23 protein-coding genes are annotated in these 23865 nt (G+C 71.1%); 15 read left to right on the forward strand and 8 right to left on the reverse strand.

Going from position 1 to position 23865, the window contains the following annotated elements; translation table 11 throughout:
- Positions 1–133 precede the first annotated feature (133 nt).
- The 3 genes from IG99_RS15695 (at position 134) to IG99_RS15705 (ending at position 3964) form a co-directional block, all read left to right on the forward strand.
- Positions 134–805, forward strand: a complete 672-nt coding sequence (locus IG99_RS15695; RefSeq protein ID WP_107055945.1) for a LuxR C-terminal-related transcriptional regulator — start codon at positions 134–136, stop codon at positions 803–805.
- Between the two features lie 158 nt (positions 806–963).
- Entirely contained in the window at positions 964–2892 is a 1929-nt protein-coding gene (locus IG99_RS15700; protein WP_037674354.1) for a 2-oxoacid:acceptor oxidoreductase subunit alpha, read from the forward strand.
- Positions 2885–3964: a 2-oxoacid:ferredoxin oxidoreductase subunit beta gene (locus IG99_RS15705; RefSeq protein WP_037674356.1), complete on the forward strand. Its 1080-nt coding sequence runs from the start codon at positions 2885–2887 to the stop codon at positions 3962–3964. Before IG99_RS15700 ends, IG99_RS15705 begins: the two co-directional genes overlap by 8 nt.
- 13 nt (positions 3965–3977) lie before the next feature.
- On the opposite strand, the gene IG99_RS15710 is transcribed toward IG99_RS15705, so the two are convergent.
- The gene (locus IG99_RS15710; protein WP_037674358.1) at positions 3978–4367 is read right to left on the reverse strand and encodes a winged helix-turn-helix transcriptional regulator; all 390 of its coding nucleotides are present in this window, start codon (positions 4365–4367) and stop codon (positions 3978–3980) included.
- A gap of 94 nt (positions 4368–4461) precedes the next feature.
- Between IG99_RS15710 and IG99_RS15715 the strand changes: the two genes are divergently transcribed.
- From IG99_RS15715 to IG99_RS15730, 4 genes are all read left to right on the forward strand, one after another.
- On the forward strand, positions 4462–5316 hold the full coding sequence (locus IG99_RS15715; protein WP_037674360.1) for an SDR family oxidoreductase: 855 nt from the start codon (positions 4462–4464) through the stop codon (positions 5314–5316).
- Between the two features lie 129 nt (positions 5317–5445).
- Positions 5446–6465: an EamA family transporter RarD gene (gene rarD, locus IG99_RS15720; RefSeq protein WP_078947736.1), complete on the forward strand. Its 1020-nt coding sequence runs from the start codon at positions 5446–5448 to the stop codon at positions 6463–6465.
- A gap of 105 nt (positions 6466–6570) precedes the next feature.
- The gene (locus tag IG99_RS15725) at positions 6571–7035 is read left to right on the forward strand and encodes a VOC family protein (RefSeq protein ID WP_037674363.1); all 465 of its coding nucleotides are present in this window, start codon (positions 6571–6573) and stop codon (positions 7033–7035) included.
- Positions 7036–7193: 158 nt separating this feature from the next.
- Positions 7194–8147, forward strand: a complete 954-nt coding sequence (locus IG99_RS15730; protein WP_037674365.1) for a M28 family metallopeptidase — start codon at positions 7194–7196, stop codon at positions 8145–8147.
- 27 nt (positions 8148–8174) lie between these two features.
- Here IG99_RS15730 and IG99_RS15735 read toward each other — a convergent pair whose 3' ends face one another.
- Entirely contained in the window at positions 8175–9770 is a 1596-nt protein-coding gene (locus tag IG99_RS15735; protein WP_037674368.1) for a hypothetical protein, read from the reverse strand.
- Positions 9771–9977: 207 nt separating this feature from the next.
- Here IG99_RS15735 and IG99_RS15740 point away from each other — a divergent pair, with 207 nt between their 5' ends.
- From IG99_RS15740 to IG99_RS15750, 3 genes are all read left to right on the forward strand, one after another.
- Positions 9978–10487, forward strand: coding sequence for a DUF6668 family protein (locus tag IG99_RS15740; RefSeq protein ID WP_037674370.1), 510 nt, complete (start codon positions 9978–9980; stop codon positions 10485–10487).
- The gene (locus IG99_RS15745; protein ID WP_037674634.1) at positions 10484–11746 is read left to right on the forward strand and encodes an amidase; all 1263 of its coding nucleotides are present in this window, start codon (positions 10484–10486) and stop codon (positions 11744–11746) included. The genes IG99_RS15740 and IG99_RS15745 overlap by 4 nt, the downstream gene beginning before the upstream one ends.
- 136 nt (positions 11747–11882) lie before the next feature.
- Positions 11883–12482, forward strand: a complete 600-nt coding sequence (locus IG99_RS15750; RefSeq protein ID WP_037674373.1) for a flavodoxin family protein — start codon at positions 11883–11885, stop codon at positions 12480–12482.
- Between the two features lie 3 nt (positions 12483–12485).
- On the opposite strand, the gene IG99_RS15755 is transcribed toward IG99_RS15750, so the two are convergent.
- From IG99_RS15755 to IG99_RS15770, 4 genes are all read right to left on the reverse strand, one after another.
- A complete protein-coding gene (locus tag IG99_RS15755; RefSeq protein WP_037674375.1) occupies positions 12486–13400 on the reverse strand; it encodes an ABC transporter permease in 915 nt (304 codons plus the stop codon).
- Positions 13387–14415: an ABC transporter ATP-binding protein gene (locus tag IG99_RS15760; RefSeq protein WP_037674378.1), complete on the reverse strand. Its 1029-nt coding sequence runs from the start codon at positions 14413–14415 to the stop codon at positions 13387–13389. Before IG99_RS15760 ends, IG99_RS15755 begins: the two co-directional genes overlap by 14 nt.
- 46 nt (positions 14416–14461) lie before the next feature.
- On the reverse strand, positions 14462–15727 hold the full coding sequence (locus tag IG99_RS15765; RefSeq protein ID WP_037674381.1) for a DUF2092 domain-containing protein: 1266 nt from the start codon (positions 15725–15727) through the stop codon (positions 14462–14464).
- Positions 15728–16168: 441 nt separating this feature from the next.
- Positions 16169–17179, reverse strand: coding sequence for a polyprenyl synthetase family protein (locus IG99_RS15770; RefSeq protein ID WP_037674382.1), 1011 nt, complete (start codon positions 17177–17179; stop codon positions 16169–16171).
- Positions 17180–17938: 759 nt separating this feature from the next.
- Between IG99_RS15770 and IG99_RS15775 the strand changes: the two genes are divergently transcribed.
- The gene (locus IG99_RS15775; RefSeq protein WP_037674384.1) at positions 17939–18421 is read left to right on the forward strand and encodes a transglycosylase SLT domain-containing protein; all 483 of its coding nucleotides are present in this window, start codon (positions 17939–17941) and stop codon (positions 18419–18421) included.
- A gap of 160 nt (positions 18422–18581) precedes the next feature.
- Here IG99_RS15775 and IG99_RS15780 read toward each other — a convergent pair whose 3' ends face one another.
- Together IG99_RS15780 and IG99_RS45445 are read right to left on the reverse strand one after the other, a co-directional pair.
- Positions 18582–19412, reverse strand: a complete 831-nt coding sequence (locus IG99_RS15780) for a Cof-type HAD-IIB family hydrolase (protein WP_037674386.1) — start codon at positions 19410–19412, stop codon at positions 18582–18584.
- A gap of 34 nt (positions 19413–19446) precedes the next feature.
- Positions 19447–19788: a carboxymuconolactone decarboxylase family protein gene (locus IG99_RS45445; RefSeq protein ID WP_234311861.1), complete on the reverse strand. Its 342-nt coding sequence runs from the start codon at positions 19786–19788 to the stop codon at positions 19447–19449.
- A gap of 315 nt (positions 19789–20103) precedes the next feature.
- Between IG99_RS45445 and fahA the strand changes: the two genes are divergently transcribed.
- The 4 genes from fahA (at position 20104) to IG99_RS15805 (ending at position 23857) form a co-directional block, all read left to right on the forward strand.
- Entirely contained in the window at positions 20104–21321 is a 1218-nt protein-coding gene (gene fahA, locus IG99_RS15790; RefSeq protein ID WP_037674388.1) for a fumarylacetoacetase, read from the forward strand.
- 310 nt (positions 21322–21631) lie between these two features.
- A complete protein-coding gene (locus IG99_RS15795; RefSeq protein ID WP_037674392.1) occupies positions 21632–22570 on the forward strand; it encodes a M56 family metallopeptidase in 939 nt (312 codons plus the stop codon).
- 166 nt (positions 22571–22736) lie between these two features.
- Positions 22737–23522 (forward strand): GntR family transcriptional regulator, encoded by a 786-nt coding sequence (locus tag IG99_RS15800; protein WP_037674395.1) that lies wholly within the window; start codon positions 22737–22739, stop codon positions 23520–23522.
- A 107-nt stretch (positions 23523–23629) separates the two neighbouring features.
- Positions 23630–23857, forward strand: coding sequence for a 4Fe-4S dicluster domain-containing protein (locus tag IG99_RS15805; RefSeq protein ID WP_037674398.1), 228 nt, complete (start codon positions 23630–23632; stop codon positions 23855–23857).
- Positions 23858–23865 lie beyond the last annotated feature (8 nt).

Below are 23865 nucleotides of genomic sequence, written 5' to 3' on the forward strand. Positions count from 1 at the left end.
TGATCGACAACACGCCACCGGTAGTCCAAAACCCGACGTCTGCCCCGCGTCCAGGGAGCACCGCGCCCCCGATGCTGGAATGCTGGGCCCGTTCCGCCGAGTGGGCGAGTCGGGCTGCGGGGGGCCGAAGGACGTGGAGGACAGGGTGCGGGTGGTCATCGCCGAGGACTCGGTGCTGCTGAGGGAGGGCCTGACCCGGTTGCTGACCGACCGCGGGCACGAGGTCGTCGCCGGGGTGGGGGACGCGGAGGCGCTGGTCAAGACGATCGCGGAGCTGGACGCCGAGGGCGCGCTGCCCGACGTGGTGGTGGCCGACGTACGGATGCCGCCGACGCACACCGACGAGGGGGTGCGGGCCGCGGTACAACTGCGCAGGACGCATCCCGGGCTCGGGGTGCTGGTGCTGTCGCAGTACGTGGAGGAGCGCTACGCCACCGAACTGCTGGCCGGTTCCAGCCGTGGGGTCGGCTATCTGCTGAAGGACCGCGTGGCCGAGGTCCGCGAGTTCGTGGACGCGGTGGTGCGGGTCGCCGAGGGCGGTACGGCGCTGGACCCCGAGGTGGTCGCGCAGTTGCTGGGGCGCAGCCGCAAGCAGGACGTGCTGGCGGGGCTGACGCCCAGGGAGCGTGAGGTGCTGGGGCTGATGGCGGAGGGGCGCACGAACTCGGCGATCGCCCGGCAGCTGGTGGTGAGCGACGGGGCGGTGGAGAAGCACGTCAGCAACATCTTCCTGAAGCTCGGGCTGTCCCCGAGCAACGGTGACCATCGACGGGTCCTCGCGGTCCTGACGTACCTGAACTCCTGACGGAACCCGGAAACCGGGCGGCGGACGCGGCGCGTCTACGCGGGCGAACATCATGCGCATGTCCGAGGTAAGGCGACCCTCACAGACGTAGGGTTGATCCTGGGAGGGCCTTCGGGAAGGCCGTTCCCCGACAGCCGCCTCGAGGGAGGTCCAGTTCAGTGACCAGTCAGGTCAGCAGCGCAGCGGAGCAGGCCGACGGAACCGTCGTGGGAGAGCAGCGCAAAGCGAACGGGGTGAAGGATGTACGCCGCCTCGATCGTGTGATCATCAGGTTCGCGGGTGATTCGGGTGACGGTATGCAGCTCACCGGGGACCGTTTCACCTCGGAGACGGCGTCCTTCGGCAACGATCTGTCGACGCTGCCGAACTTCCCCGCCGAGATCAGGGCGCCCGCCGGGACGCTGCCCGGGGTCTCCTCGTTCCAGTTGCACTTCGCCGACCACGACATCCTCACCCCCGGGGACGCGCCGAACGTGCTCGTGGCGATGAACCCGGCCGCGCTGAAGGCGAACATCGGCGACCTGCCGCGCGGTGCGGAGATCATCGTCAACACGGATGAGTTCACCAAACGGGCGATGACGAAGGTCGGCTACGCGGCCAGTCCGCTGGAGGACGGCTCGCTCGACGGCTACCAGCTCCACCCGGTCCCGCTGACCACCCTGACGGTGGAGGCGCTGAAGGAGTTCGACCTCTCCCGCAAGGAGGCCGAGCGCAGCAAGAACATGTTCGCACTGGGCCTGCTGTCGTGGATGTACCACCGGCCGACCGAGGGCACGGAGAAGTTCCTCAGAACGAAGTTCGCCAAGAAGCCCGACATCGCCGAGGCGAACATCGCCGCGTTCCGGGCGGGCTGGAACTTCGGCGAGACCACGGAGGACTTCGCGGTCAGCTACGAGGTGGCACCGGCGGCGAAGGCCTTCCCGGTGGGCACCTACCGCAACATCTCCGGGAACCTGGCGCTGTCCTACGGCCTCGTGGCGGCCTCCCGGCAGGCGGATCTGCCGCTGTTCCTCGGCTCGTACCCGATCACGCCGGCCTCGGACATCCTGCACGAGCTGAGCAAGCACAAGAACTTCGGTGTGCGCACGTTCCAGGCGGAGGACGAGATCGCCGGGATCGGCGCGGCGCTGGGGGCCGCGTTCGGCGGGTCCCTGGCGGTGACGACCACGTCCGGGCCCGGTGTGGCGCTGAAGTCGGAGACGATCGGGCTCGCGGTGTCGCTGGAGCTGCCGCTGCTGATCGTGGACATCCAGCGCGGCGGTCCCTCGACGGGTCTGCCGACCAAGACCGAGCAGGCGGACCTGTTGCAGGCGATGTTCGGGCGCAACGGCGAGGCACCGGTGCCGATCGTCGCCCCCCGTACGCCCGCGGACTGTTTCGACGCCGCTCTGGAGGCGGCCCGGATCGCGCTGACGTACCGCACGCCGGTGTTCCTGCTGTCGGACGGCTACCTCGCCAACGGCTCCGAGCCCTGGCGCATCCCGGAGATCGACGAGCTGCCGGATCTACGGGTGCGGTTCGCGCAGGGGCCCAACCACACCCTCGCCGACGGCACCGAGGTGTTCTGGCCGTACAAGCGCGACCCGCAGACCCTCGCCCGGCCGTGGGCGATCCCGGGCACGCCCGGCCTGGAGCACCGCATCGGCGGCATCGAGAAGCAGGACGGCACGGGCAACATCTCCTACGACCCCGCCAACCACGACTTCATGGTCCGCACCCGGCAGGCCAAGATCGACGGCATCGACGTCCCCGGCATCGAGGTCGACGACCCGCACGAGGCGAACGTCCTGGTCCTCGGCTGGGGCTCGACGTACGGGCCGATCACGGCGGCGGTACGGCGGCTGCGGACGGCCGGGCTGTCCATCGCGCAGGCGCACCTGCGCCACCTCAACCCCTTCCCGAAGAACCTCGGTACGGTTCTGCGGCAGTACGACAAGGTGGTGATCCCCGAGATGAACCTCGGCCAGCTCGCCACTCTGGTCCGGGCGAGGTACCTGGTGGACGCCCACTCGTACAACCAGGTCAACGGCATGCCGTTCAAGGCCGAGCAACTCGCCACGGCTCTCAAGGAGGCCATCGATGGCTGAGACGACCACGGAAGGCACGGACACGATCGAGGCGCTCTCGCTCGTCCCCAAGGCCGAGGCCAGGCAGTCCATGAAGGACTTCAAGTCCGATCAGGAAGTGCGCTGGTGCCCCGGCTGCGGTGACTACGCGATCCTGGCGGCCGTGCAGGGCTTCATGCCCGAGCTGGGGCTGGCCAAGGAGAACATCGTCTTCGTCTCGGGCATCGGCTGCTCCTCGCGCTTCCCGTACTACATGAACACGTACGGCATGCACTCCATCCACGGCCGTGCCCCGGCCATCGCGACGGGGCTCGCCGCCAGCAGGCGTGACCTGAGCGTGTGGGTGGTCACCGGTGACGGGGACGCCCTGTCGATCGGCGGCAACCACCTGATCCACGCCCTGCGCCGCAACGTCAACCTGAAGATCCTGCTCTTCAACAACCGGATCTACGGCCTGACGAAGGGCCAGTACTCGCCGACCTCCGAGGTCGGCAAGATCACCAAGTCGACGCCGATGGGGTCGCTGGACGCCCCCTTCAACCCCGTCTCCCTCGCGCTCGGCGCCGAGGCGTCCTTCGTCGCCAGGACGGTGGACTCCGACCGCAAGCACCTCACCGAGGTGCTGCGCCAGGCATCCGCCCACTCCGGCACGGCGCTGGTGGAGATCTACCAGAACTGCAACATCTTCAACGACGGCGCTTTCGAGGCGCTGAAGGACAAGCAGTCGGCCGAGGAGGCGGTGATCCGGCTGGAGCACGGGCAGCCGATCCGCTTCGGGGCGGACGGTTCGCGGGGGGTCGTCCGGGACCGGGCCACCGGTGATCTGAAAGTGGTCACCGTGACCCCGGAGAACGAGTCGGAGATCCTGGTCCACGACGCCCGCTCGGCGTCCCCCACGACCGCCTTCGCGCTCTCCCGGCTGGCCGACCCGGACACGCTGCACCACACGCCGATCGGTGTGTTCCGGGCGGTGGAGCGGCCGGTGTACGACACGCAGATGACCGAGCAGCTGGACACGGCGATCGAGCAGAAGGGCAAGGGGGACCTGGCGTCGCTGCTGGCCGGCGGGGACACCTGGACCGTGGTCGGCTGAGAGCGACCTCTGTTCACGAGGCCCGGGACCGCTGCTCCCGGGCCTCGTCGTATGCCTGGCGTGCCTTCTCGACCTCGCCCATGCGCTGGTCGGTCCATGCCGCCAGCGCGCGTACCCGCTGGGCGGCCTCGCGGCCCAGGTCGGTGAGGGAGTAGTCGACGCGCGGCGGGATCACGGGCTTGGCGTCACGGTGGACCAGACCGTCACGCTCCAGGGTCTGGAGGGTTTGGGTGAGCATCTTCTCGCTCACCCGCCCGATGGCCCGGCGCAGCTCGCTGAACCGGTACGGGCGCTCCAGGAGCTGGATCAGGACCAGGACGCCCCAGCGGCTGGTGATGTGCTCCAGAACGAGGCGGTGGGGGCACATGCCCTCGCCCTCGACGGCAAACTCACTTACGGCCATGCCAGTACCTTACTTCAAAGTGGGTACTTTCGCAGAGTTAGCGCATCTCCTACGGTTAGTGGAAGCCAGGCACCCCATAAGGAGAGCGCACATCATGAGCATCGTCGTCACCGGAGCCACCGGAAACCTCGGCCGCCACGTCGTGGAGCAGCTGCTGGAGAAGGTTCCCGCCGAGCAGATCACCGCCGTCGTACGGGACGAGACGAAGGGCGCCGCCTACGCGGCCCGGGGCGTGAAGCTCGCGGTCGCCGACTACAACACGCCCGAGTCGTTCGACGGCCTCTTCGCGGCCGGCGACAAGGTGCTGCTGATCTCCGGCAACGAGTTCGACAAGGGCCGCCCGCAGCAGCACAAGGTGGTCATAGACGCGGCCAAGGCGGCCGGCGTGGCCCTGCTCGCGTACACCAGCGCGCCCGGCACTCTGACGGCCGCGCTCGCCGACGACCACCGCGCCACCGAGGAGACCCTCCTCGCCTCCGGTGTCCCGTTCGCCCTGCTGCGCAACGGCTGGTACCACGAGAACTACACCGAGCAGCTCGCCCCGGTCCTGGAGCACAACGCCGTCGTCGCCGCCGCGGGCGAGGGTCGCGTCTCCTCCGCCTCCCGCGCCGACTACGCGGCCGCCGCGGTCGCGGTGCTGACCGGCGAGGGCCACGAGAACAAGACGTACGAGCTGGGCGGCGACGAGGCGTGGAGCTTCGCCGAGTACGCGGCCGAGCTGAGCCGGCAGACCGGCAAGGAGATCGCGTACAACTCCGTCCCGGCCGAGGCGCTCATCGGCATCCTGACCGGCGCCGGCCTGCCCGAGCCGTTCGCCGCCATCCTGGCCGGTGTGGACGCGTCCATCGCCAAGGGCGAGCTCGTCGTCTCCACCGGCGACCTGTCCCGTCTGGCCGGCCGCCCGACCACCCCGATCTCCGAGGCCATCGCGGCCGCGCTCAAGGGCTGACTCCCCCTCTGCCGAGCCCTCGGGTGCCCGACCTCCGCCTGTCATGACCGTATGCCGATACGGGCATGACAGGCGGAGGCGCTCGGCGTTACCGTCGTGGCCTGCGGCAGGTCGTACGAGGGAGGGCCGATGAGCGGGACGTCGAAGGGTGAGCGGCGCGTGGGGCTGCTGAACGGCATCGCGGCCTACGGGATGTGGGGCCTCGTCCCCCTCTTCTGGCCGCTGCTCAAGCCCGCCGGCGCGGTGGAGATCCTCGCCCACCGGATGGTGTGGTCCCTCGTCTTCGTCGCCGTCGCGCTCGTCGTCGTACGGCGCTGGGCCTGGGCCGGTGAGCTGCTGCGGCAGCCGCGCAGGCTGGGGCTGGTCGCCATCGCCGCGGCCGTCATCACCGTCAACTGGGGCGTCTACATCTGGTCCGTGAACAGCGGACACGTCGTCGAGGCCTCACTGGGGTACTTCATCAACCCCCTGGTCACCATCGCGATGGGTGTGCTCCTGCTCAAGGAGCGGCTGCGTCCCGTGCAGTGGGCGGCGGTGGGGGTCGGCCTCGCCGCGGTGCTCGTCCTCACCATCGGCTACGGCCGGCCGCCGTGGATCTCGCTCTGCCTCGCCTTCTCCTTCGCCACCTACGGCCTGGTGAAGAAGAAGGTCAATCTCGGCGGCGTCGAGTCGCTCACCGCCGAGACCGCCATCCAGTTCCTGCCCGCGCTCGGCTACCTGCTGTGGACAGGCGGCCAGGGAGACCTCACCTTCGCGAGCGAGGGGGCGGGCCACGCCGCGCTGCTCGCCTCGACCGGCATCGTCACCGCGCTGCCGCTCGTCTGCTTCGGGGCCGCGGCGATCCGCGTGCCGCTGTCCACGCTGGGGCTGCTGCAGTACCTCGCGCCCGTCTTCCAGTTCCTGCTCGGCGTGCTGTACTTCCACGAGGCCATGCCCGCCGAACGGTGGGCCGGGTTCGCCCTGGTCTGGCTGGCACTGACCCTCCTCACGGCCGACGCGTGGCGCGCGGCACGGCAAGGGCGGGTCGTGGCCCTGGCCGCGGCCGGGACGGGGGGCGCGGTGGACGCGGTGGGCGCGGCCGACGGGGCCGGCGGGGAGGCCGGGGCCGACGGAACTGCGATGCCCACCCCGCCCCGCGTGCAGGCCTGAGTACCGGTCCCGTACAAGCCGCCGTACAAGTCCCTCTACGACACGGCGAGTTCAAGCCCTTCCGGTCGTTGCGTCGGCGGGCGGGCGGCCAGTAGGAATGACCGCATGGTCCGAACACCCGCACCCCTGCACTGGAAGCTCGTCATCGACAGCGGCGACCCGCACGCCCAGGCCGACTTCTGGGCCGCCGCACTCGGCTACGAGGTCGAGGACAACAGCGCCCTCATCGAGAGGCTCATCGACGTCGGTGCCGTACCGGCCGACCTCACGATCGAGTGGCACGGCCGCCGTGCCTTCCGCGACCTGATGGCCGTACGACACCCCGACGACCCGGTGGACGAGGGCAGCGGCACCGGTCTGGGGCGGCGGCTGCTCTTCCAGCGCGTTCCGGAGGCGAAGACGGTCAAGAACCGGCTCCATCTCGACGTGCACGCGGGGGCGGAGCGGCGCGTGGAGGAAGTGGAGCGGCTGCGCGGGCTCGGGGCGACGGTGCTGCGGGAGGTGAAGGAGCCCGGAGGCCAGTGGGTGGTGATGGCGGATCCGGAGGGGAACGAGTTCTGCGTGCAATGAGCGACCAGGGAATCCGGATATGGTCCGCTATGCGAACCCCCTGACCGAATACCGCTCTTGACGGAGAGTTGGCCACAGCTTCACCATCACGGCACCCCATTCAGTGTGGACCACCTGTGCCATCCCATGGGTGTCCCTCGGTCATTCGGAGCCCCCACATGAAGCTCTCCGTTTCCGGGCGGGCGGCGGCGACCGCCGTCGTCGCTGCCGCCTCGCTCCTGGCCGGCGGATCCATAGCCGGCGCCGCACCCGTCCACCAGCCGGCCGCGGCCGCCGCCGCGCCCGACATCCCCGTGGCCAACGTCAAGGCACATCTCACCCAGCTCCAGTCCATAGCCACCGCCAACGGCGGCAACCGCGCGCACGGCCGGGCCGGCTACAAGGCCTCGCTCGACTACGTGAAGGCCAAGCTGGACGCCGCCGGATACACCACGACCATCCAGCAGTTCACCTCGTCCGGGCGCACCGGCTACAACCTGGTCGCCGACTGGCCGGGCGGCGACAGCAACAAGGTTGTCATGGCCGGGTCACACCTGGACAGCGTGTCCGCCGGAGCCGGCATCAACGACAACGGCTCCGGTTCCGCCGCGATCCTCGAGACCGCGCTGGCGGTCGCCCGGGCCGACTACCACCCCACCAAGCACCTGCGTTTCGCCTGGTGGGGCGCGGAGGAACTGGGGATGGTCGGCTCGCGCTACTACGTCAACAACCTCTCCTCCACCAACCGCGCGAAGATCAGCGGCTACCTGAACTTCGACATGATCGGCTCGCCGAACCCCGGCTACTTCGTCTACGACGACGATCCCACGATCGAGAAGACCTTCAAGGACTACTACGCGGGCCTCGGTATCCCGACCGAGATCGAGACCGAGGGCGACGGCCGCTCCGACCATGCGCCCTTCAAGAACGCGGGGGTCCCCGTCGGCGGGCTGTTCAGCGGCGCCGACTACCGCAAGACGGCCGCGCAGGCGGCCAAGTGGGGCGGTACGTCGGGGCAGGCCTTCGACCGCTGCTACCACTCGTCCTGCGACACCACGGCCAACATCAACGACACGGCACTGGACCGCAACAGTGACGCCGTGGCGTACGCGGTGTGGAACCTTTCGGCGTAGGCCGGTGGGGCGCGTGAGTTCGGGTTCCTACTGGACGCCCGCGTTGCGTGCGCGCTCGGCCAGGCGGCCCATGCGGGTGCGGGCCGACTCCAGTTGGCCGAGGTCGTCGGCGGCGGGTCCCCCCTCCGCGACGAGCTCGGTCCACAGGCCGATCAGGTCGTAACCCAGCGACAGGCCCTGCACGGGGTTGCGTACGGCGCGCCAGGCGGAGGCCGCGCTCTGGACGTTGCCGTACGCGGCCTCAGCGTCCCTCGTGCGGCGGTGGACGCGGGCCAGGTCGAGGGAGAGGTGGAAGGAGCGGAGCGGGTCGCCCGCCAGGTAGGCGATGTACGCGGTGAGTTCGCGCAGCCTGAGCACTTCGGGGTGCTCCGGCCCCAGGGTCACCGACGCCTCGGCGACGGTCTGCTCCGCGAGCCCTGCCGCCGTGTCCGTCCGGCCCGACTTCACCGCCTCGTTGATCCGGGCCACCGGCTCGGCGAGGAGAGCGGGGGCGGAGCCGTCGCCGGGCGCGGTGCGGTGATCGTCCCCGAGCACGGCTTCGGCCACCGCGTCGAACCCACGCGCGGGAGTCGGCTTGGGCTCGGCCTCCGGCTCGATGCCGGCGGCGACGCCGAGCAGGGGCAGGGGGGCGGGTTCCGGGGTCACCTCGGGGAGGGACCTGGGCTCAGGCTGGGGGATGAATCCGGCGGAGGGCGCGGGCTCGGGATCAGGCTCGGAGGTCGTCCCGGCGAAGGGCGCGGGCTCGGGCTCGGGGGGTGCCTCGGCGTAGGGCGTTCGCGTGGGCTCGGGGGGCGTCTCGGCGTAGGGCCCCGGCGACGAGGTCGGGGTCGTCTGTGCGGAGGGCGCGCGGTTGGCGTCGGGCCGGAGGGCCATGGTGGGCGGCGGACCGAAGGTGCCGGTGGGGACGGAGACGGTGCCGGGGGCGGCGGGCGTACGGGAAGCCGACGCGGCCTCTGCCGCAGGGGGCGTGCCGGGCGCATCGGTGGGAGCGGAAGCGGCCGTAGGAGAAGTGGCCGTATCGGAAACGGCCGTACCGCCCTCTGCCGCCGACTCCGGCACCGCTCGCAGCGGGAAGGTCGCCGGCTCGGACCGGGCGGCGCTCCCCGCATCCGCCTCCGTCTCCGTCTCCGTCTCGGCAACGGAGCGCAGGGGGAACGTCGGCGTCGCGTCCCTCACCGGCTCCGGCGTTTCCCGCAGCAGATGCGTCGGCTGATCCCGACGGGGGGTCTCCGTAACGCGTGGCTCATCCACCGGGGACGCCGTGGATGCCGTGCATGCCGCGGGTGCAGTGGATGCCGCCGGTGCCGTAGGTGTCGGTTCGGCGGTGAAGTGGGTGGAGCCGTCCGGGTCCATGCGGAGGGGGACGACGTAGCCGATGCGTTCGTCGTGGACGTGGGCGAGGACGGGGTGGCCGGTGGCGAGGGCGATGCGGTGGAGGTGCCCCAGGACGGCGTGCTGAATCTCCTGGCCGTGGGCCGGGACGACCGGGACGCCGCCGATCGACGCACCGCCCGCTCCGGGACCTTCGCCGGGGACGTGGACATCGAGCGGTGCCAGCACGGGCGCCGCCGTCGGCACCGCCCGCTTCTCTTCCCGCTTCTTCTCGCGACTGAGTCGAGACATCGCTTCCTCACTCACCTGTACTTCTCGGCGCCACGGCCCCCGCCGTCCACGTACTGTCGAGTCTCTCCGCTCGCTCCCCGTACTCGCGTCACCACGGCGTCACAGCCTCGTTCCAGGAACCTACCCTGCATCACGGAACCGTCCCTGAGCCACAAGGGTCTGGCTGGTCGAGGGGAACGGCCGGGGTGACGAAGGAGGAACGCGGAAATGGCGACGACGGCGGCGGGCAGGCGGCAGGGTCCCGAGATCTGGCTGCGCGGCCCCGTGCCGCCACCGGAGCAGGACCCGCCCACCTCCTCCCCCGCCGATCGGCACTTCTCGTGGGTCGCCACGCACGGCGGAGCCGGTGCCTCCACCCTCGCCACCGTCTACGGCGGCCACGACAGCGGACGTGACTGGCCCGGCCCCGCCGACCCGCCGTCCGTGCTGCTCGTCGCCCGTACGCACGCCGCCGGACTCGAGTCAGTGCTGCGCACCCTGGAGAGCTTCCGACAGGGTGAGGCACCGCAAGGGCTCGGCCTCGACGCGGTCGTGCTCGTCGCGGACGCGCCGGGCCGCCTGCCGCGCCAGCTCGTACGGCACGTCAAGCTGATCGAGTCGCTCGTCGAGGTGTACCGCGTGCCCTGGGTGCCCGCATGGCGCCTCGGCGACCTGGGCGGGGAGCCGCCCCGGGACACGGCCGCGCTGGCCCGCCTCACGGGAGCGCGGGCACGCTGAGCGTGGACGGCGGGCAGGCGTCGGCCGAGGAGATCGCCGAGGCCGTAGGGTCCCGGCGGCTGACGGCCGTGGACGTGGTGGCCTCGGCGCTGGAGCGGATCGGGCGGGTCGATCCCGAGCTGTGTGCCTTCACCGAGGTGTGGGAGGAGGAGGCGCTGCGGCGGGCCCTCGAAGTGGACGCCCGGGTCGCCGCGGGTGAGCGGCCGCCGCTGGCCGGGGTGCCGGTGGGCGTCAAGGGGCGGCACGGGCTGCGTACGGCGGGCCCGCTGCTGGCGGCCGGATGCGTGCCCGTGGGCGCGACCTCCGTGCCGGGGCCCGGAACTCCCTGGCAGACCTGGGGACTCGGGCGCCACGGCCGTACCGTCAACCCCTGGCGCGCCGACCGTACGCCGGGCGGTTCCTCGGCAGGGTCGGCGGCCGCGGTGGCCGCGGGCCTGGTACCGCTGGCCACCGGCAGCGACGGGGCGGGGTCCGTGCGGATACCGGCGGCCTGGTGCGGTGTCGTCGGCTTGAAGACCACGAACGGCCACCTCCCGACCTCCGACCGCACGGGACTCGCGGCCCCCGGCGTGCTCGCCCGACGGGCGTCGGACGCGGAGGCGTACTGGCGGGTGATGTGTGGGGAGGACGTGCGGCGGTTGACGCCGGGTGGCGCCGGTCCGCCAGGAAGGTGGGGCGAAGCCATACGGCGCGCCGTGTCCGGGGAGACCGTAAGGCGCCCTGCGCCCGGTGAGGCCACCCAGTGGTCGTCCGCCGTCCCCACCGCGGTCTGGTCCGCCGACCTCGGCTTCGCCGACACCGACCCGGAGCCGGCCGCCCTCGCGCACGCGGCGGCTCTGCGCCTCGCCGACTCCGGCGTCATACGGCTCGTGCGGCCGTACACGTCCCTCCGCCTGGAGGATCCCGCGCCCGCCTGGCTCGCCCTGCGCTCCTCCGCAGCAGCCACCCTCCGCTCCCCCGGCGCACCTGATCTCGACGCGGCCCATCGCCTCCGCGCGGTGAACGACCGGCGGCTCAGCGCCCTCTTCGGTGAGGCGGAGTTGCTGCTGACGCCGACGACGCCGAACGCGCCGCACGGTCACGACGGGCCGGGGCACCGGTACTCCACCGCGCTCACCTGGGCGTTCAACCTGAGCGGGCATCCGGCGGTGAGCGTCCCGGCGGGACTGGGCGCCGACGGTTGCCCGGTGGGGCTGCAGTTGGTGGCACCGCACGGGCGGGAGACGCTGTTGCTCGCCGTGGCGGGGGCGGTCTCCTGACGACGTCCCCTGGACCGCTTCCCCTGGACCGCTTCCCCTGGGCTGCTCCCCCTGGACTGCTCCCCCTGGACAGATGAATGCATGTGCAATTAATGTAGGCGCGTGTAATTGTCGTACGCTCACCACTGGGGGATCCATGACCACCCGCCGCTTCCTGTTCGTGCTGGGCAGCAGCCGCGACGACGGCAACACCCGGCTGCTGGCACGCCGGGCGGCCGAGCAACTCCCCCCGGACGTCGAACAGCAGTGGATCGACCTGACCGAGCACCCGCTGCCCGACTTCGTGGACCTGCGGCGCGACAGCGACCATGTCCGCCCCAGCGAGGGCGCCCCGGCGCTGCTGCTCGACGCCACGCTCGCCGCGACGGACATCGTGATCGCGTCGCCGCTGTACTGGTACTCGGTGTCCGCACAGACCAAGCGCTACCTCGACCACTGGTCGGGCTGGCTGCGCACCCCGGGCCTCGACTTCAAGGCGAATCTGGCCGGCCGCACCCTCTGGGGCGTGGCCGCGCTCGCCGACCACGAGTTCTCCGTCGCGGAGCCGCTGATCGGCACCCTGCACAACTCGGCCGCGTACATGGGCATGCGCTTCGGCGGGGTCCTGCTCGGCAACGGCAGCAGGCGGGGTGACGTACTGAACGACGAGGCGGCACTGGTGCACGCGAAGACGTTCTTCGCGGGTGACGCGGCGCTCGCACGCTTCCCCCACGAGACCGCGTCGGAGGCCGCGTGAGCGCTACGCCGTGACGTCCTTCGTCGTGAAGCGCGCCCAGGCCGCCGAGCCGAACACGGCCGCGTACAGGGCCTGGAGTCCGAGGTTCTTCACCAGCTCGTCGTAGTAGACCGGGTCGCGCATCAGGTCGGCGAAGGACAGCCAGTAGTGGGAGAAGAAGTACGGCTGGATCGCGTGGAGCTGGGGGATCTGGTCGAGGATCTGGACGGTGATCAGCAGACCGACCGTCGTCGCCATCGCCGCGATGCCGCTGTTGGTGAGCGTCGACACGAACAGGCCGAGGGCCGCGATCCCGGTCAGGGAAGCGGCGACGACCAGGGCGATCAGCAGGGCGCGCCCCAGGCCGTCGGCGAAGCCGATCCGGGTGCCGGAGATCGTCGTCAGGTCGCCCAGCGGGAAGAGCAGCGCGCCGACCGCCAGGGCCGAGGTCGCGACCACGAGGGTGGCCAGCAGGCAGAACGCCATCGTGGTCGCGTACTTGGTGAGCAGCAGACGGGTGCGGCCGGCGGGGGCGACCAGGAGGTAGCGCAGGGTGCCCGCGTTGGCCTCGCCGGCGATCGCGTCGCCCGCGACCACGCCGACCGCCATGGGCAGGAAGAACGGGAGTGTCGCGGCCAGTGCGGTGAAGACGAGGAACAGCCCGTTGTTGGTGATCTGCGCGATGAACGCCGGACCGCCGCCACCGCCGCCCGAGCCGTGGCCGCCGCCCGGTGAGCCGTCGCTGGTCTCGATCTTCACCGCGATCCCGACCAGGATCGGCACGGCCGCCAGCACCCCCAGCAGCGCGAGGGTGCGCCAGCGCCTCAGGGTGGTCATCAGCTCGTTGCGCAGCAGGCCGAAGGTCCACAAGGGGCTCGGCTTACGGAGGGCCTGTTCCCCGGTCGCGTACGACTGCGGCACGACGTCAGCCCGCGACATCGAATCCCTCCCCCGTGAGTGCCACGAACGCGTCCTCCAGAGAGGCCCGTTCGACGGTGAAACCGCGGACGCGGACGCCCGCTGCCACCAGCGCGGCGTTCACCTCGGCGAGGTCTCGCTCGGGCGGCTCGCCGGTCACCTGGTCCTCGGCGATCACTACGTCCCCGACCCCCTGTTCCTTCAGCACCCGGGCCGCCTCCCCCGGGTCCGGCGTGGTCACCACCAGCCGGCCGCGCGTGCCCGCCGCCAGCTCCGCCACCGGACCCTGGGTGATGAGCCGGCCCTGGGCCATCACGGCCACGTGGGTGCACACCTGCTCGATCTCGTCGAGGAGGTGGGAGGAGAGGAAGACGGTCGTGCCGTCGGAGGCCAGCTCCCTGACCAGGGAGCGGATCTCCCGCATGCCCTGCGGATCCAGGCCGTTGGTCGGCTCGTCGAGGACCAGCAGGCGGCGGGGCTGGAGGAGCGCGGCGGCGAGGCCCAACCGCTGCTTCATGCCGAGGGAGTACGCCTTCGCCTTCTTGCCCGCGGCCGCCGTCAGCCCCACCCGGTCCAGCGCCGCGGCGACGCGGGTACGCCGGGTGCGCGGATCGGCGACCGGGTCGGCGGCGTCGTAGCGCAGCAGGTTGTCGCGGCCGGAGAGGAAGCCGTACAGGGCGGGCCCCTCGATGAGCGCGCCGACGTGCGGGAGCACGGCGCGCGCGGCCCGCGGCATGGGGTGCCCCAGGACGCGGGCCGCGCCGGAGGTCGGTTCGATGAGCCCCATCAGCATGCGGATGGTGGTCGTCTTGCCCGAGCCGTTCGGGCCGAGGAAGCCGAAGACGCTGCCCGTCGGGACGGTCAGGTCAAGGCCGTCGACGGCGAGCTGTCCGCCCCGGTAGCGCTTGGTGAGCGCGCGGGTTGCGATGACGCCGTCCCGCGCGTCCACCGGCTCCGGGTCCGGGGTCGGCTCCGGGCCCGGGGCTGGCTCCGGGTCCGGAGCCCGTTCCGGCTCCGTGGCGGACGACTCGTCCATGCGCTCCCTCGATTCGTCCTACGCCCCTGCCGCGGGCGCACGGTGCCTACTTGGCGGTGTTCGCCGCCTTCACCAGCGCGTCCTTGGTGACGGCGCCGACGTAGACCTTGCCGTCGTCGGTGATCAACGCGTTGACCAGGCGGGTGGAGAACACCGTGCCCTTGCCGAACTTGCCGCTGACCTGGTCGCCGAGGGAGCCGAGGAACCCACCGAGGTCACCGCCGGCCCCGGCGCCCGAGGGCACGCCCTCGCCGCCGGTGTCGAAGGTGGCGATGGAGTTCCAGCCCTCGCCGATGGTCTTCAGGCCGTCGAGCTCCTTGCCGAGGTCCCCCTCGGACTTCGGGCTCCGCTGCCCGTGCTCGGGCTCGGGCTTGAGCTCGGGCTTGAGCTCGGGCTCGGGCTTGGGCTCGGCGCCAGACTTTTTGTCCTCGGTGACCTTCGCGCCCTTCGGCGGAGTGAAGTCGAACGTCGAGGCGGCCGGCTTGGCGAAGCTGACCTGCGTGAAGCCGGCGTCGACCACGGCCGCGCCGCCCCTCGCCGGGGTCAGCGTGAACTTCAGCGGCAGCCCGGTCTTCGCATCCACGGCCACGCTGATCGCGCCGACCGTGGTACCGGACTGCTTCGGCTTGATGAGCAGCTTGTAGGCGTCCCGGCCGGCGACCTGGACGGTGCCGTCGACTGTGACGGAGGTGGTGGCGTCGACCGACTTCAGAGCCTCTTCGGTGAGGTCCTTGGGGGTGGCGGGGAGGTCTCGCTCGTCCTTCTCCCGCGTCTTGTCCGCGCCCTCGGGGGACGTGCCGTGGTAGACCTCGTTGGACTTGCTGTCGTACCCCCAGACGTCCTTGCCGTTGTGGATCAGGCTGTACTCGGCGGCGTTCTCCAGCAGCGACAGCTTCTGCCGGTCCGGGCCGTCGGCGGCGACGCGCACGGTGTGCGTACCGGAGGCCAGTTCGGTGAGCTTGGTGGAGGGGTCGGCCGACGAGCCGTCGTCTCCACCCTTCCCGGCGGCGCCGGACAGGAGGCCGCTCTGCAGCCCGCCGAGGTCGGGCAGGCCCAGGTCCGTGCTGATCTTCACGGTGCCGGACAGTTGCTGTACGTCCGACTGCGCGATCTTCTCGATGAGTTGCTGCGCGCTGATCTTGGGCAGGTCGGGGTCGCCGGAGTCGGCGAGTGCCGGGACGAGCCCGATGGTCGCCGCGGCCACCCCCATGACCGTGACCGGAACGACGTACCGCGCCGCCTTGCGCCGTCCGGAGCGCAGGTCGTCGGCCTCCCCGGCGGTCGTGCTGTCATCGGATGCGTACGGTGCCATGTGTGCCTTACCTCCGTCGTCGGCGGCGGCTGCCCATCTCGCGTGTCCGTGTCCCACCCCGAGCAGCCATTCTCACCCGAATCGGTGAGGAGTGGTGTTTTCCGTGGTCTCCATCTGACCAAATCCGTCAGGGGGATTCGTCAACCCGCGGACTCAACTCCGCGTACGCCTGCGGTATGACACGAGGAGGCGGCGCCTCCCCCGACCCGTAGGGGTCGTGCGCGGTGACACCACCGAAGTCAGCCCAGCGGCGTGACGCACATCACGCATCCTCGGATACCGCGGAAGAACCGGGCACTCCGGAAAGGCCGAGCACTTCGAAAGAAGTGGGCGATCCGGAAGAACCGGATATTCCGAAAGAACCGGACACCCCGGAGGGACTGGATACTCCGATAGGACCGGGAAAGAAGCCGACGGCGGACGGGCCCGAGGGGTGTCCCCCTAGCCGGCCCGGTGGACCACCGCGTCACACAGCTCCATGAGCGCGACCTTCGCGTCGCACTCCTTCAGCGGCGCCAGCGCGGCCCGCGCCTCCTTGGCGTACCGGACCGTGTCCTGGCGCGCCTGCTCCAGCGCGGGGTGTGCCCGCAGGGCCGCCAGCGCCTCGGCGTGCCGGGCGTCGTCGGTCAGGTCGGAGTCCAGCAGCTCGCACAGGGCGATGTCCTCCGGCAGCCCGAGCCGGGCCGCCCGCTCGCGCAGCCGCAACACCGGAAGAGTGGGGATGCCCTCGCGCAGGTCCGTACCCGGCGTCTTGCCGGACTCGTGCGAGTCGGAGGCGATGTCGAGCACGTCGTCCGCGAGCTGGAAGGCGACCCCGAGCCGCTCGCCGTACTGCGTCAGGACGTCGACCACCGTCTCGTCGGCGCCGGACATCATCGCCCCGAACCGGCAGGAGACAGCGACCAGCGAGCCGGTCTTGCCACCGAGCACGTCCAGGTAGTGCTCGACCGGGTCCCGCCCGTCCGTGGGGCCCGCCGTCTCCAGGATCTGGCCCGTGACCAGCCGCTCGAACGCCTCCGCCTGGACCCGGACCGCCTCCGGTCCCAGGTCGGCCAGTATGTGCGAGGCCCGCGCGAACAGGAAGTCGCCGGTGAGGACCGCGACGGAGTTGCCCCAGCGCGTGTTCGCGCTGTCCACCCCGCGCCGCACCTCGGCCTCGTCCATCACGTCGTCGTGGTACAGCGTGGCGAGGTGGGTGAGCTCCACCACCACCGCGGACGGCACGATCCCCGGCGCGTACGGGTCACCGAACTGCGCCGCGAGCATCACGAGAAGTGGCCGAAAACGCTTCCCACCGGCTCGCACGAGATGCTGGGCGGCCTCCGTGATGAAGGGGACCTCGCTCTTGGTGGCTTCGAGCAAACCCTCCTCGACGGCCGCCATTCCGGCCTGGACATCGGCTTCCAGAGCCTGGTCCCGCACGCTCAGCCCGAACGGCCCGACGACGGTCACGAGGGGTCTCCTGTCTGCTGGTGTCTACCGGCGCTTACGTGGTTGTCGATAGGTCGCTGCCATCACTCAAGTCAGCGTATCCGGTCACCTTTCGATCACTGATGCCCCCCGCCCCTCCTACCGGCGACGTCGCCCGAGCGGGAGGCGTTCACGATTTACGTACCGTCCGGCCGGTACGTAAACGAGCGGTGTGCCTTTGATCATCCGATACGACCAGTCACCCCTCACCTTGCCCGCGAGCAGCCATTCATGCCCCGCCATTTCTCGGCCACCCGACCGTGAACCCAATGTGCCCGATTTGCCGCGATTGCTTTCTCAATTCCCCTTAGTGGCAAATGGGCTGGAGATATGCGGACAGTGAGTTGGGTCACGTGCGGGCTTATTCGGACACGCCACTCTCTGCCGTCTCACCCCTTTGCCCATCACCGAGTTGAGCCTTGGCAACAGCAAAGGATCAAGCGCCCCATACATCTCAGACCAAGGTCAATCGGGCGAGATATGAATCCGCCCCTTGTTCCCGACATGTGCTCTCGCATACGTTCCCGGCCTGTCGGGCGGACGCCGAATCCTGCCGCCGCCCGCGACCCATCGACGAACTCACTCGCGCACGGCAGGAGCGGGGGACCCAGGCAAGTCGCCGGGCCGGGCATCGCACCGGGCCGGCTCGGGGTGAAGCCGCGTCGCTCCACGGCGGCCGGCCGGGCACCTCCCAGCCCGAACCCGACAGCTCACCTCGCAGGCGCCGGAGAGGAACTCGCCATGCCCGCTGCCGGCCTGCCCCGCCGCCCCCGCACTTCCCGACTCGTCCGCACCCTCGTCGTCGCCGGTACCGGCGCCGCCGTGCTCGCCCTGCCGCTCCTCGGCGCGGGCAGCGCCTCCGCCGCCACCCCGTCCCTGACGACCGCCGCGGTCCTGGGCTACCCCAACAACCTCGACGGCTGGATCCGGGCGTCGCTCGCCATCATGGCCGAGCGGAACATCCCCGGCTCCTACGACGGGATCTACCGCAACATCATGCGTGAGTCCTCGGGCAATCCCAACGCCATCAACCTGTGGGACTCCAACGCGGCCGCCGGCACCCCGTCCAAGGGCCTGCTCCAGGTCATCGACCCCACGTTCCAGGCCTACCACGTGCCCGGCACGTCCTTCGACCCCTACGACCCGATCGCGAACATCACGGCCGCCTGCAACTACGCCGCGGCGCGTTACGGTTCGATCGACAACGTCTTCGGGGCGTACTAGGGCCTGCCGTTCGGGTCAGGCCGCAGGGAATCTCCGGTGCCACGGTGCCTCGTCGGTGCCGGTGAGCGGGGCCTCGGGCGTGCAGCTGCAAGGCCCCGCGTCTGCGGCGTGATCCAAACGACAGGCCTGGGGCACGCGGGTTCCGCGCGGAGGCCGCCCATCAGCCCTGGGGAAACAGTCGTTCGAGGACGATGGCGATGCCGTCGTCCTCGTTCGATTTGGTGATCTCGTCGGCGACGGCCTTGATTTCGGGATGCGCGTTGGCCATCGCGACGCCACGGGCCGCCCAGTCGAACATCGGGATGTCGTTGGGCATGTCCCCGAAGGCGATCGTGTCCGCCGGGCTCAGGCCCAGGTGCTCGGCGGCCAGGGCCAGACCGGTCGCCTTGGTGATGCCGCACGGCTGGAGTTCCACGGTGCCCGGCCCCGACATGGTGACCGTCGCCAGCGAGCCGACCACTCCCCGCGCCGTGGCCGCCAACTCGTCGTCGGACAGGTCGGGATGGCGCAGCAGTACCTTGCTGATCGGCTCGCACCACAGATCGGCGCGCCGGTCGACCCGCACGGCGGGCAGGGTCGGGTGGGGCATCAGATACCCGGGCTCGATGAGCGTCAGGCCGTCGACGCCGTCCTGGTCGACCGCGGCGTACACCTGCCCCACCTCGGCCTCGACCTTCTCGAGCGCGGTCTCGGCCAGCTCCCGGTCCAGAGTGATCGACCACAGCAGACGGTCCGCGCCGGCGTCGTAGACCTGCGCGCCCTGCCCGCACACCGCGAGCCCCGTGCTGCCGAGGTCGTCGAGGAGCGGGCGCACCCGGGGTGCCGGCCGTCCCGTCACGACGAGGTGCTGGGCACCCGCCCGTGCCACCCGCGCCAGCGCGGCGAAGGACCGGTCGGAGACGGTGTCGTCGCCGCGCAGCAGCGTTCCGTCCAGGTCGGTGGCGATGAGTGAGTACGTGGTGCGCTCGTTTGATGCGGTGGGTGCGGCCATGATCAGAGAATACGGACAGGACACCTCCCTCGACTCAGCGCGAACCGGACCGCGGGGGCGCCCGCCGCCGTCCCGCCGCGCCTTTCAACTCCACCGTGGCGATCGGCTTTTCACTCCCAGGTGGTGCCCACGGGCTCCTTGAGGGTGGTGTCATCGCTTCCGCCGGCTTCAGCCCGGCCCGCTCGGCGTCGTCGAAGAAGGGGGCCTCGCGCCAGGCGGCGACGGACGAGATGCGGTCCTCGCTCGCGCCGGCCTTGCGCAGGTTGTGCGTGTGGCCGTGGACGCACAACCTGCACCCGTTGATCTGGCTGACGCGCAGCCCCACGATCTCGGCGACGTCCTGGGGCAGACCGCCCTCCCCGACGGTCTCCAACATGTTGCCGATGCCCTTCACGGCACCGGGGAGGACGAAGGCCGGGTTCCTGGCCCGCAGGGTGCTCGGACCGGCCTGGGCCGGGAGGTGACGGCAGGGCTGTGAACTGACGGCGCGTGGGACAGCGTTCGCTTCATGCCGGAATTGCCCCATCCAACAACCCCAATTCGGACATTGCCAACCTTTTAGGCCCTGCCCAAGACCGGGAACTCGGCCGTAACGTGTGGCGCGACCACATGGAATCCCGCCGGAGCACCTCGGGATCACCCGTGGGATCCATCGCACGCATGGCCCGGATGAGAGTGAGGCAGCCACCCCATGCCCCCCTTCGACGTCCCCGAGGGCGACCCCTTCGGCCCGCACAACCTTCCCTACGGCGTCTTCTCCCCCGCCGGTTCCGACGCGGCCGGCCGCAGGGTCGGCGTCCGTCTCGGCGACCACGTCCTCGACGCGGGCGCGGCCGCCCGCGCGCTCGGCTCGCCGTACGCCGCCCTCCTCGCGCAGTCCTCGCTGAACCCGCTCCTCGCCGCGGGCCGCACCGCCTGGTCCGACGTGCGGCGGGCGCTCACCGCCTGGGTGACGGTGCCCTCGCACCGGGACGCCATCGAACCGCTCTTCCACCCCCTGTCCTCGGTGACCCTGCACCTGCCCTTCGAGGTCGCGGACTACGTCGACTTCTACGCCTCCGAGAACCACGCCCGGAACGTGGGCCGGATCTTCCGCCCGGACGCGGAGGACTCCCTGACCCCGAACTGGAAGCACCTGCCCATCGGTTACCACGGCCGCTCGGGCACGGTGGTGGTCTCCGGCACGGACGTCGTCCGGCCATCGGGCCAGCGCAAGGCTCCCTCGGACCCGGCGCCGGTCTTCGGCCCGTCGGTCCGCCTGGACATCGAGGCGGAGGTCGGCTTCGTCGTCGGGGTGCCCTCGGGGCGGGGGAAGCCGGTGGGGCTGTCCGCCTTCCGCGAGCACGTCTTCGGGCTGTCCCTCCTCAACGACTGGTCCGCCCGGGACGTGCAGGCCTGGGAGTACGTCCCTCTCGGTCCGTTCCTCGGCAAGTCCTTCGCCACGTCGGTGTCCGCGTGGATCACCCCGCTCGACGCCCTGGAGGAAGCACGGGTGGCGCCCCCGAAGCGCACCCACCCGCTGCTGCCCTATCTGGACGACAGCGAGGAAGAGCCCGGCGGCTACGACCTGCGGATCTCCGTCGCCGTCAACGGCCATGTCGTCTCCGAGCCGCCCTTCTCCACCATGTACTGGACGGCCGCCCAGCAACTCGCCCACATGACCGTCAACGGCGCCTCCCTGCGCACCGGCGACCTCTTCGGCTCGGGCACGGTGAGCGGTCCCACCGAACGCGAGCGCGGCTCCCTGCTGGAACTGACGTGGAACGGACGCGACCCCCTGGAACTCCCCGACGGCAAGCGCACCTTCCTGGAGGACGGCGACGTGGTCACCCTGTCGGCCTGGGCCCCCGGCCCGGGCGGTGTCCGGGTGGGTCTGGGTGAGGTCACCGGGCGGATTCTGCCCGGGTGACTCCGGCCGATCCTCGGACCGCCCATCGGGCTGACTCCACCGGCTCACGCCGTCATACTGGCGACGGGAGCCCCTGGATGAGGCCGCCCACCGTGCGGTGAGGCGCGCTTGCCGCACAACCGAGCCAGACCCCCGCGCGGGGAGCCGCGCTCGCCGCACACAGCTGGACCCGCGTGCGGTGGGCCGCCCTCGCCGCACAACCGAGCCACACCCCCGTGCGATGAGCCGCCCTCGCCGCACACAGCCCCAGCCCCGTACTCCGCACTGCCCCCACTCCTTCCGCCTCCCGACCAGGACCGGAGCCCGTGGCATGACCGTCTGCCTGCTCCTGCTGAGCGCCGTCGCTCTGGCGGCCGCCGTGCCGGTCCCGCGTGCGCTGACCCGGGCGGTGTGGCCGGAGCGGGAACCGGTGGTGGGGCTGTGGGCGTGGCAGTGCCTGGTCGCCACCGTGCTGCTGTGCTGCCTGACCGCCCTGCTCCTGGGCGCGGCCGCCGTCTTCCACACCGTCCGCACCCATGTGTTCGCGCCCGCGCCGACGGCGGTGGCCGAGGCGTACGACCTCTCGGCCGCGCCCCTCTGGGCGGCCGCACTCACCCTGCTGCTGGCCTGTGGCGCCGCCTGGACCACCGCCATGCTCGGCCGTGAACTGGTCGAGGCGCGCCGCCGCCGCGGCAGGACCCGCGCCCACCTGCGTGAACGCGCCCCCGACCTGCCCGCCGGCCTGGGCTCGGCCCGCGGTCCGCTGCTGGTGCTGGAGGACGAGTACCCCGACGCCTGGTGGATGCCCGGCCATCCGCCCCAGCTGATCGTCACCACCGGCGCCCTGCACCGCCTCACCGCCCACCAGCTCGATGCCGTCCTCACCCATGAGCGCGGCCACGCCCGCGCCCACCACGACTGGCTCCTGCACCTCTCCACTGCCCTGGCCACCGGCTTCCCCCGTATCCCTCTCTTCTCCCACTTCTGCGACCAGACGCACCGCCTGGTCGAACTCGCCGCCGACGACACGGCCTCCCGCCGCTGCGGTCATCTGACGACGGCCCTGGCCCTGATCGAGCTGAACCAGCACCGCGGCGTCCTGTCCTGCGCCTCCAGCCACCGCCTCCTGGGCGAACGCGTGGACCGTCTCCTCGAACCGCCGCCCCGCCTGGGCCGCAGGCACCGCGCCCTGACGTCGACGGTGGCCGCGCTGGTGCCGTTGCTGCCGCTGCTCATCACGTTCGCGCCCGGGCTGACCGCACTGACGTAACCGGGCAACCGCGGCACGGCGAGCAGGTGGGGCCCTGGCAGGCAAAAGTGGCAGATCTTGCTCGCCCTGCGAAGAAACAGCAGGTCAGCTCGTTATCTGACGCTTCGAAGACTGGCGCAACACTTCCGCAACACCACTATCCCTACCGGGTAGATATGGTTCCGCCATGTCCACCGACCGCATCCGAGACCACGCCGGCCAGGGCGCGACCACCGTCGCCGCCCACCGTGCGCGGCGTCGGCTGCGCGCCGATCAGGCCCGGCAGCTCGCCGACCTCCTCCGCCACCAGATCCTCACCGGCGGCTTCACGGCCGGCACCCTGCCGCACGAGACCACCCTCGCCACCGACTACGGCGCCTCCCGCAACACCGTGCGCCAGGCCCTCGATCTCCTCCGTGCGGAGGGGCTCGTGGAACGCCAGCCCGGTGTCGGCACGGTGGTCGTGGCCCAGAAGTACCCCCATGGACTCGACCGCCTGATGGGCCTCGCGGAAACCCTGCGCGAGCACGGCACCGTCACCAACGAGGTCCGCACCATGGCCCCCGTCCCCGCGCCCGCACCCGTGGCCGACCGCCTCCGGGTCCCGGCCGGTACCGACGTCCTCTACATCGAACGTCTGCGCCGCCTCAACGGCCTCCCCCTCTCACTCGACCTGACGTACATCCCCCTCGACATCGGCACCGCGCTCCTCGACTGCGACCTGGAGAACACCGATGTCTTCCGCCTCCTGGAATCGATCACCGGCCTGCCCCTCGGCCACGCCGAGATCACCCTGGAGGCGGTGAACGCGGACGCCAACTCCGCCGCCGTACTCGAGGCCCCGCGCGGTGCGGCGGTCCTGATGCTGGAACGCCTCACCCACCTCGCCGACGGCCGCCCCGTCGACCTGGAGTTCATCCGCTTCCGCGGCGACCGCATCACCATGAGCGGCCTGCTGCACCGCTCCCTCTGACATCCCCCATCCCCGCTCCGACCCGCCCCTTCACCCCTTCATCGTTCGGCACGGCCTCATCGGTTCGCTGTCGCGCGGGGAATCTCAGGAAATCTCTGGAGACAGCCATGCCCTTGGTGCCCCAGCGGGCCGACGTGCCCGTGACCATCGACGAGTCGAAGTGCATCGAGGGCTGCACGCTCTGCGTGGAGATGTGTCCCCTGGACTCCCTCGCCATCGACGAGAGCAACGGCAAGGCGTACATGCACGTCGACGAGTGCTGGTACTGCGGCCCGTGCGCGGCCCGCTGTCCCACCGGAGCCGTCACGGTCAACATGCCCTATCTGCTCCGGTGAGAGGTCCG

Source organism: Streptomyces griseus subsp. griseus (assembly GCF_000720255.1).
GTDB lineage: Bacteria > Actinomycetota > Actinomycetes > Streptomycetales > Streptomycetaceae > Streptomyces > Streptomyces griseus_I.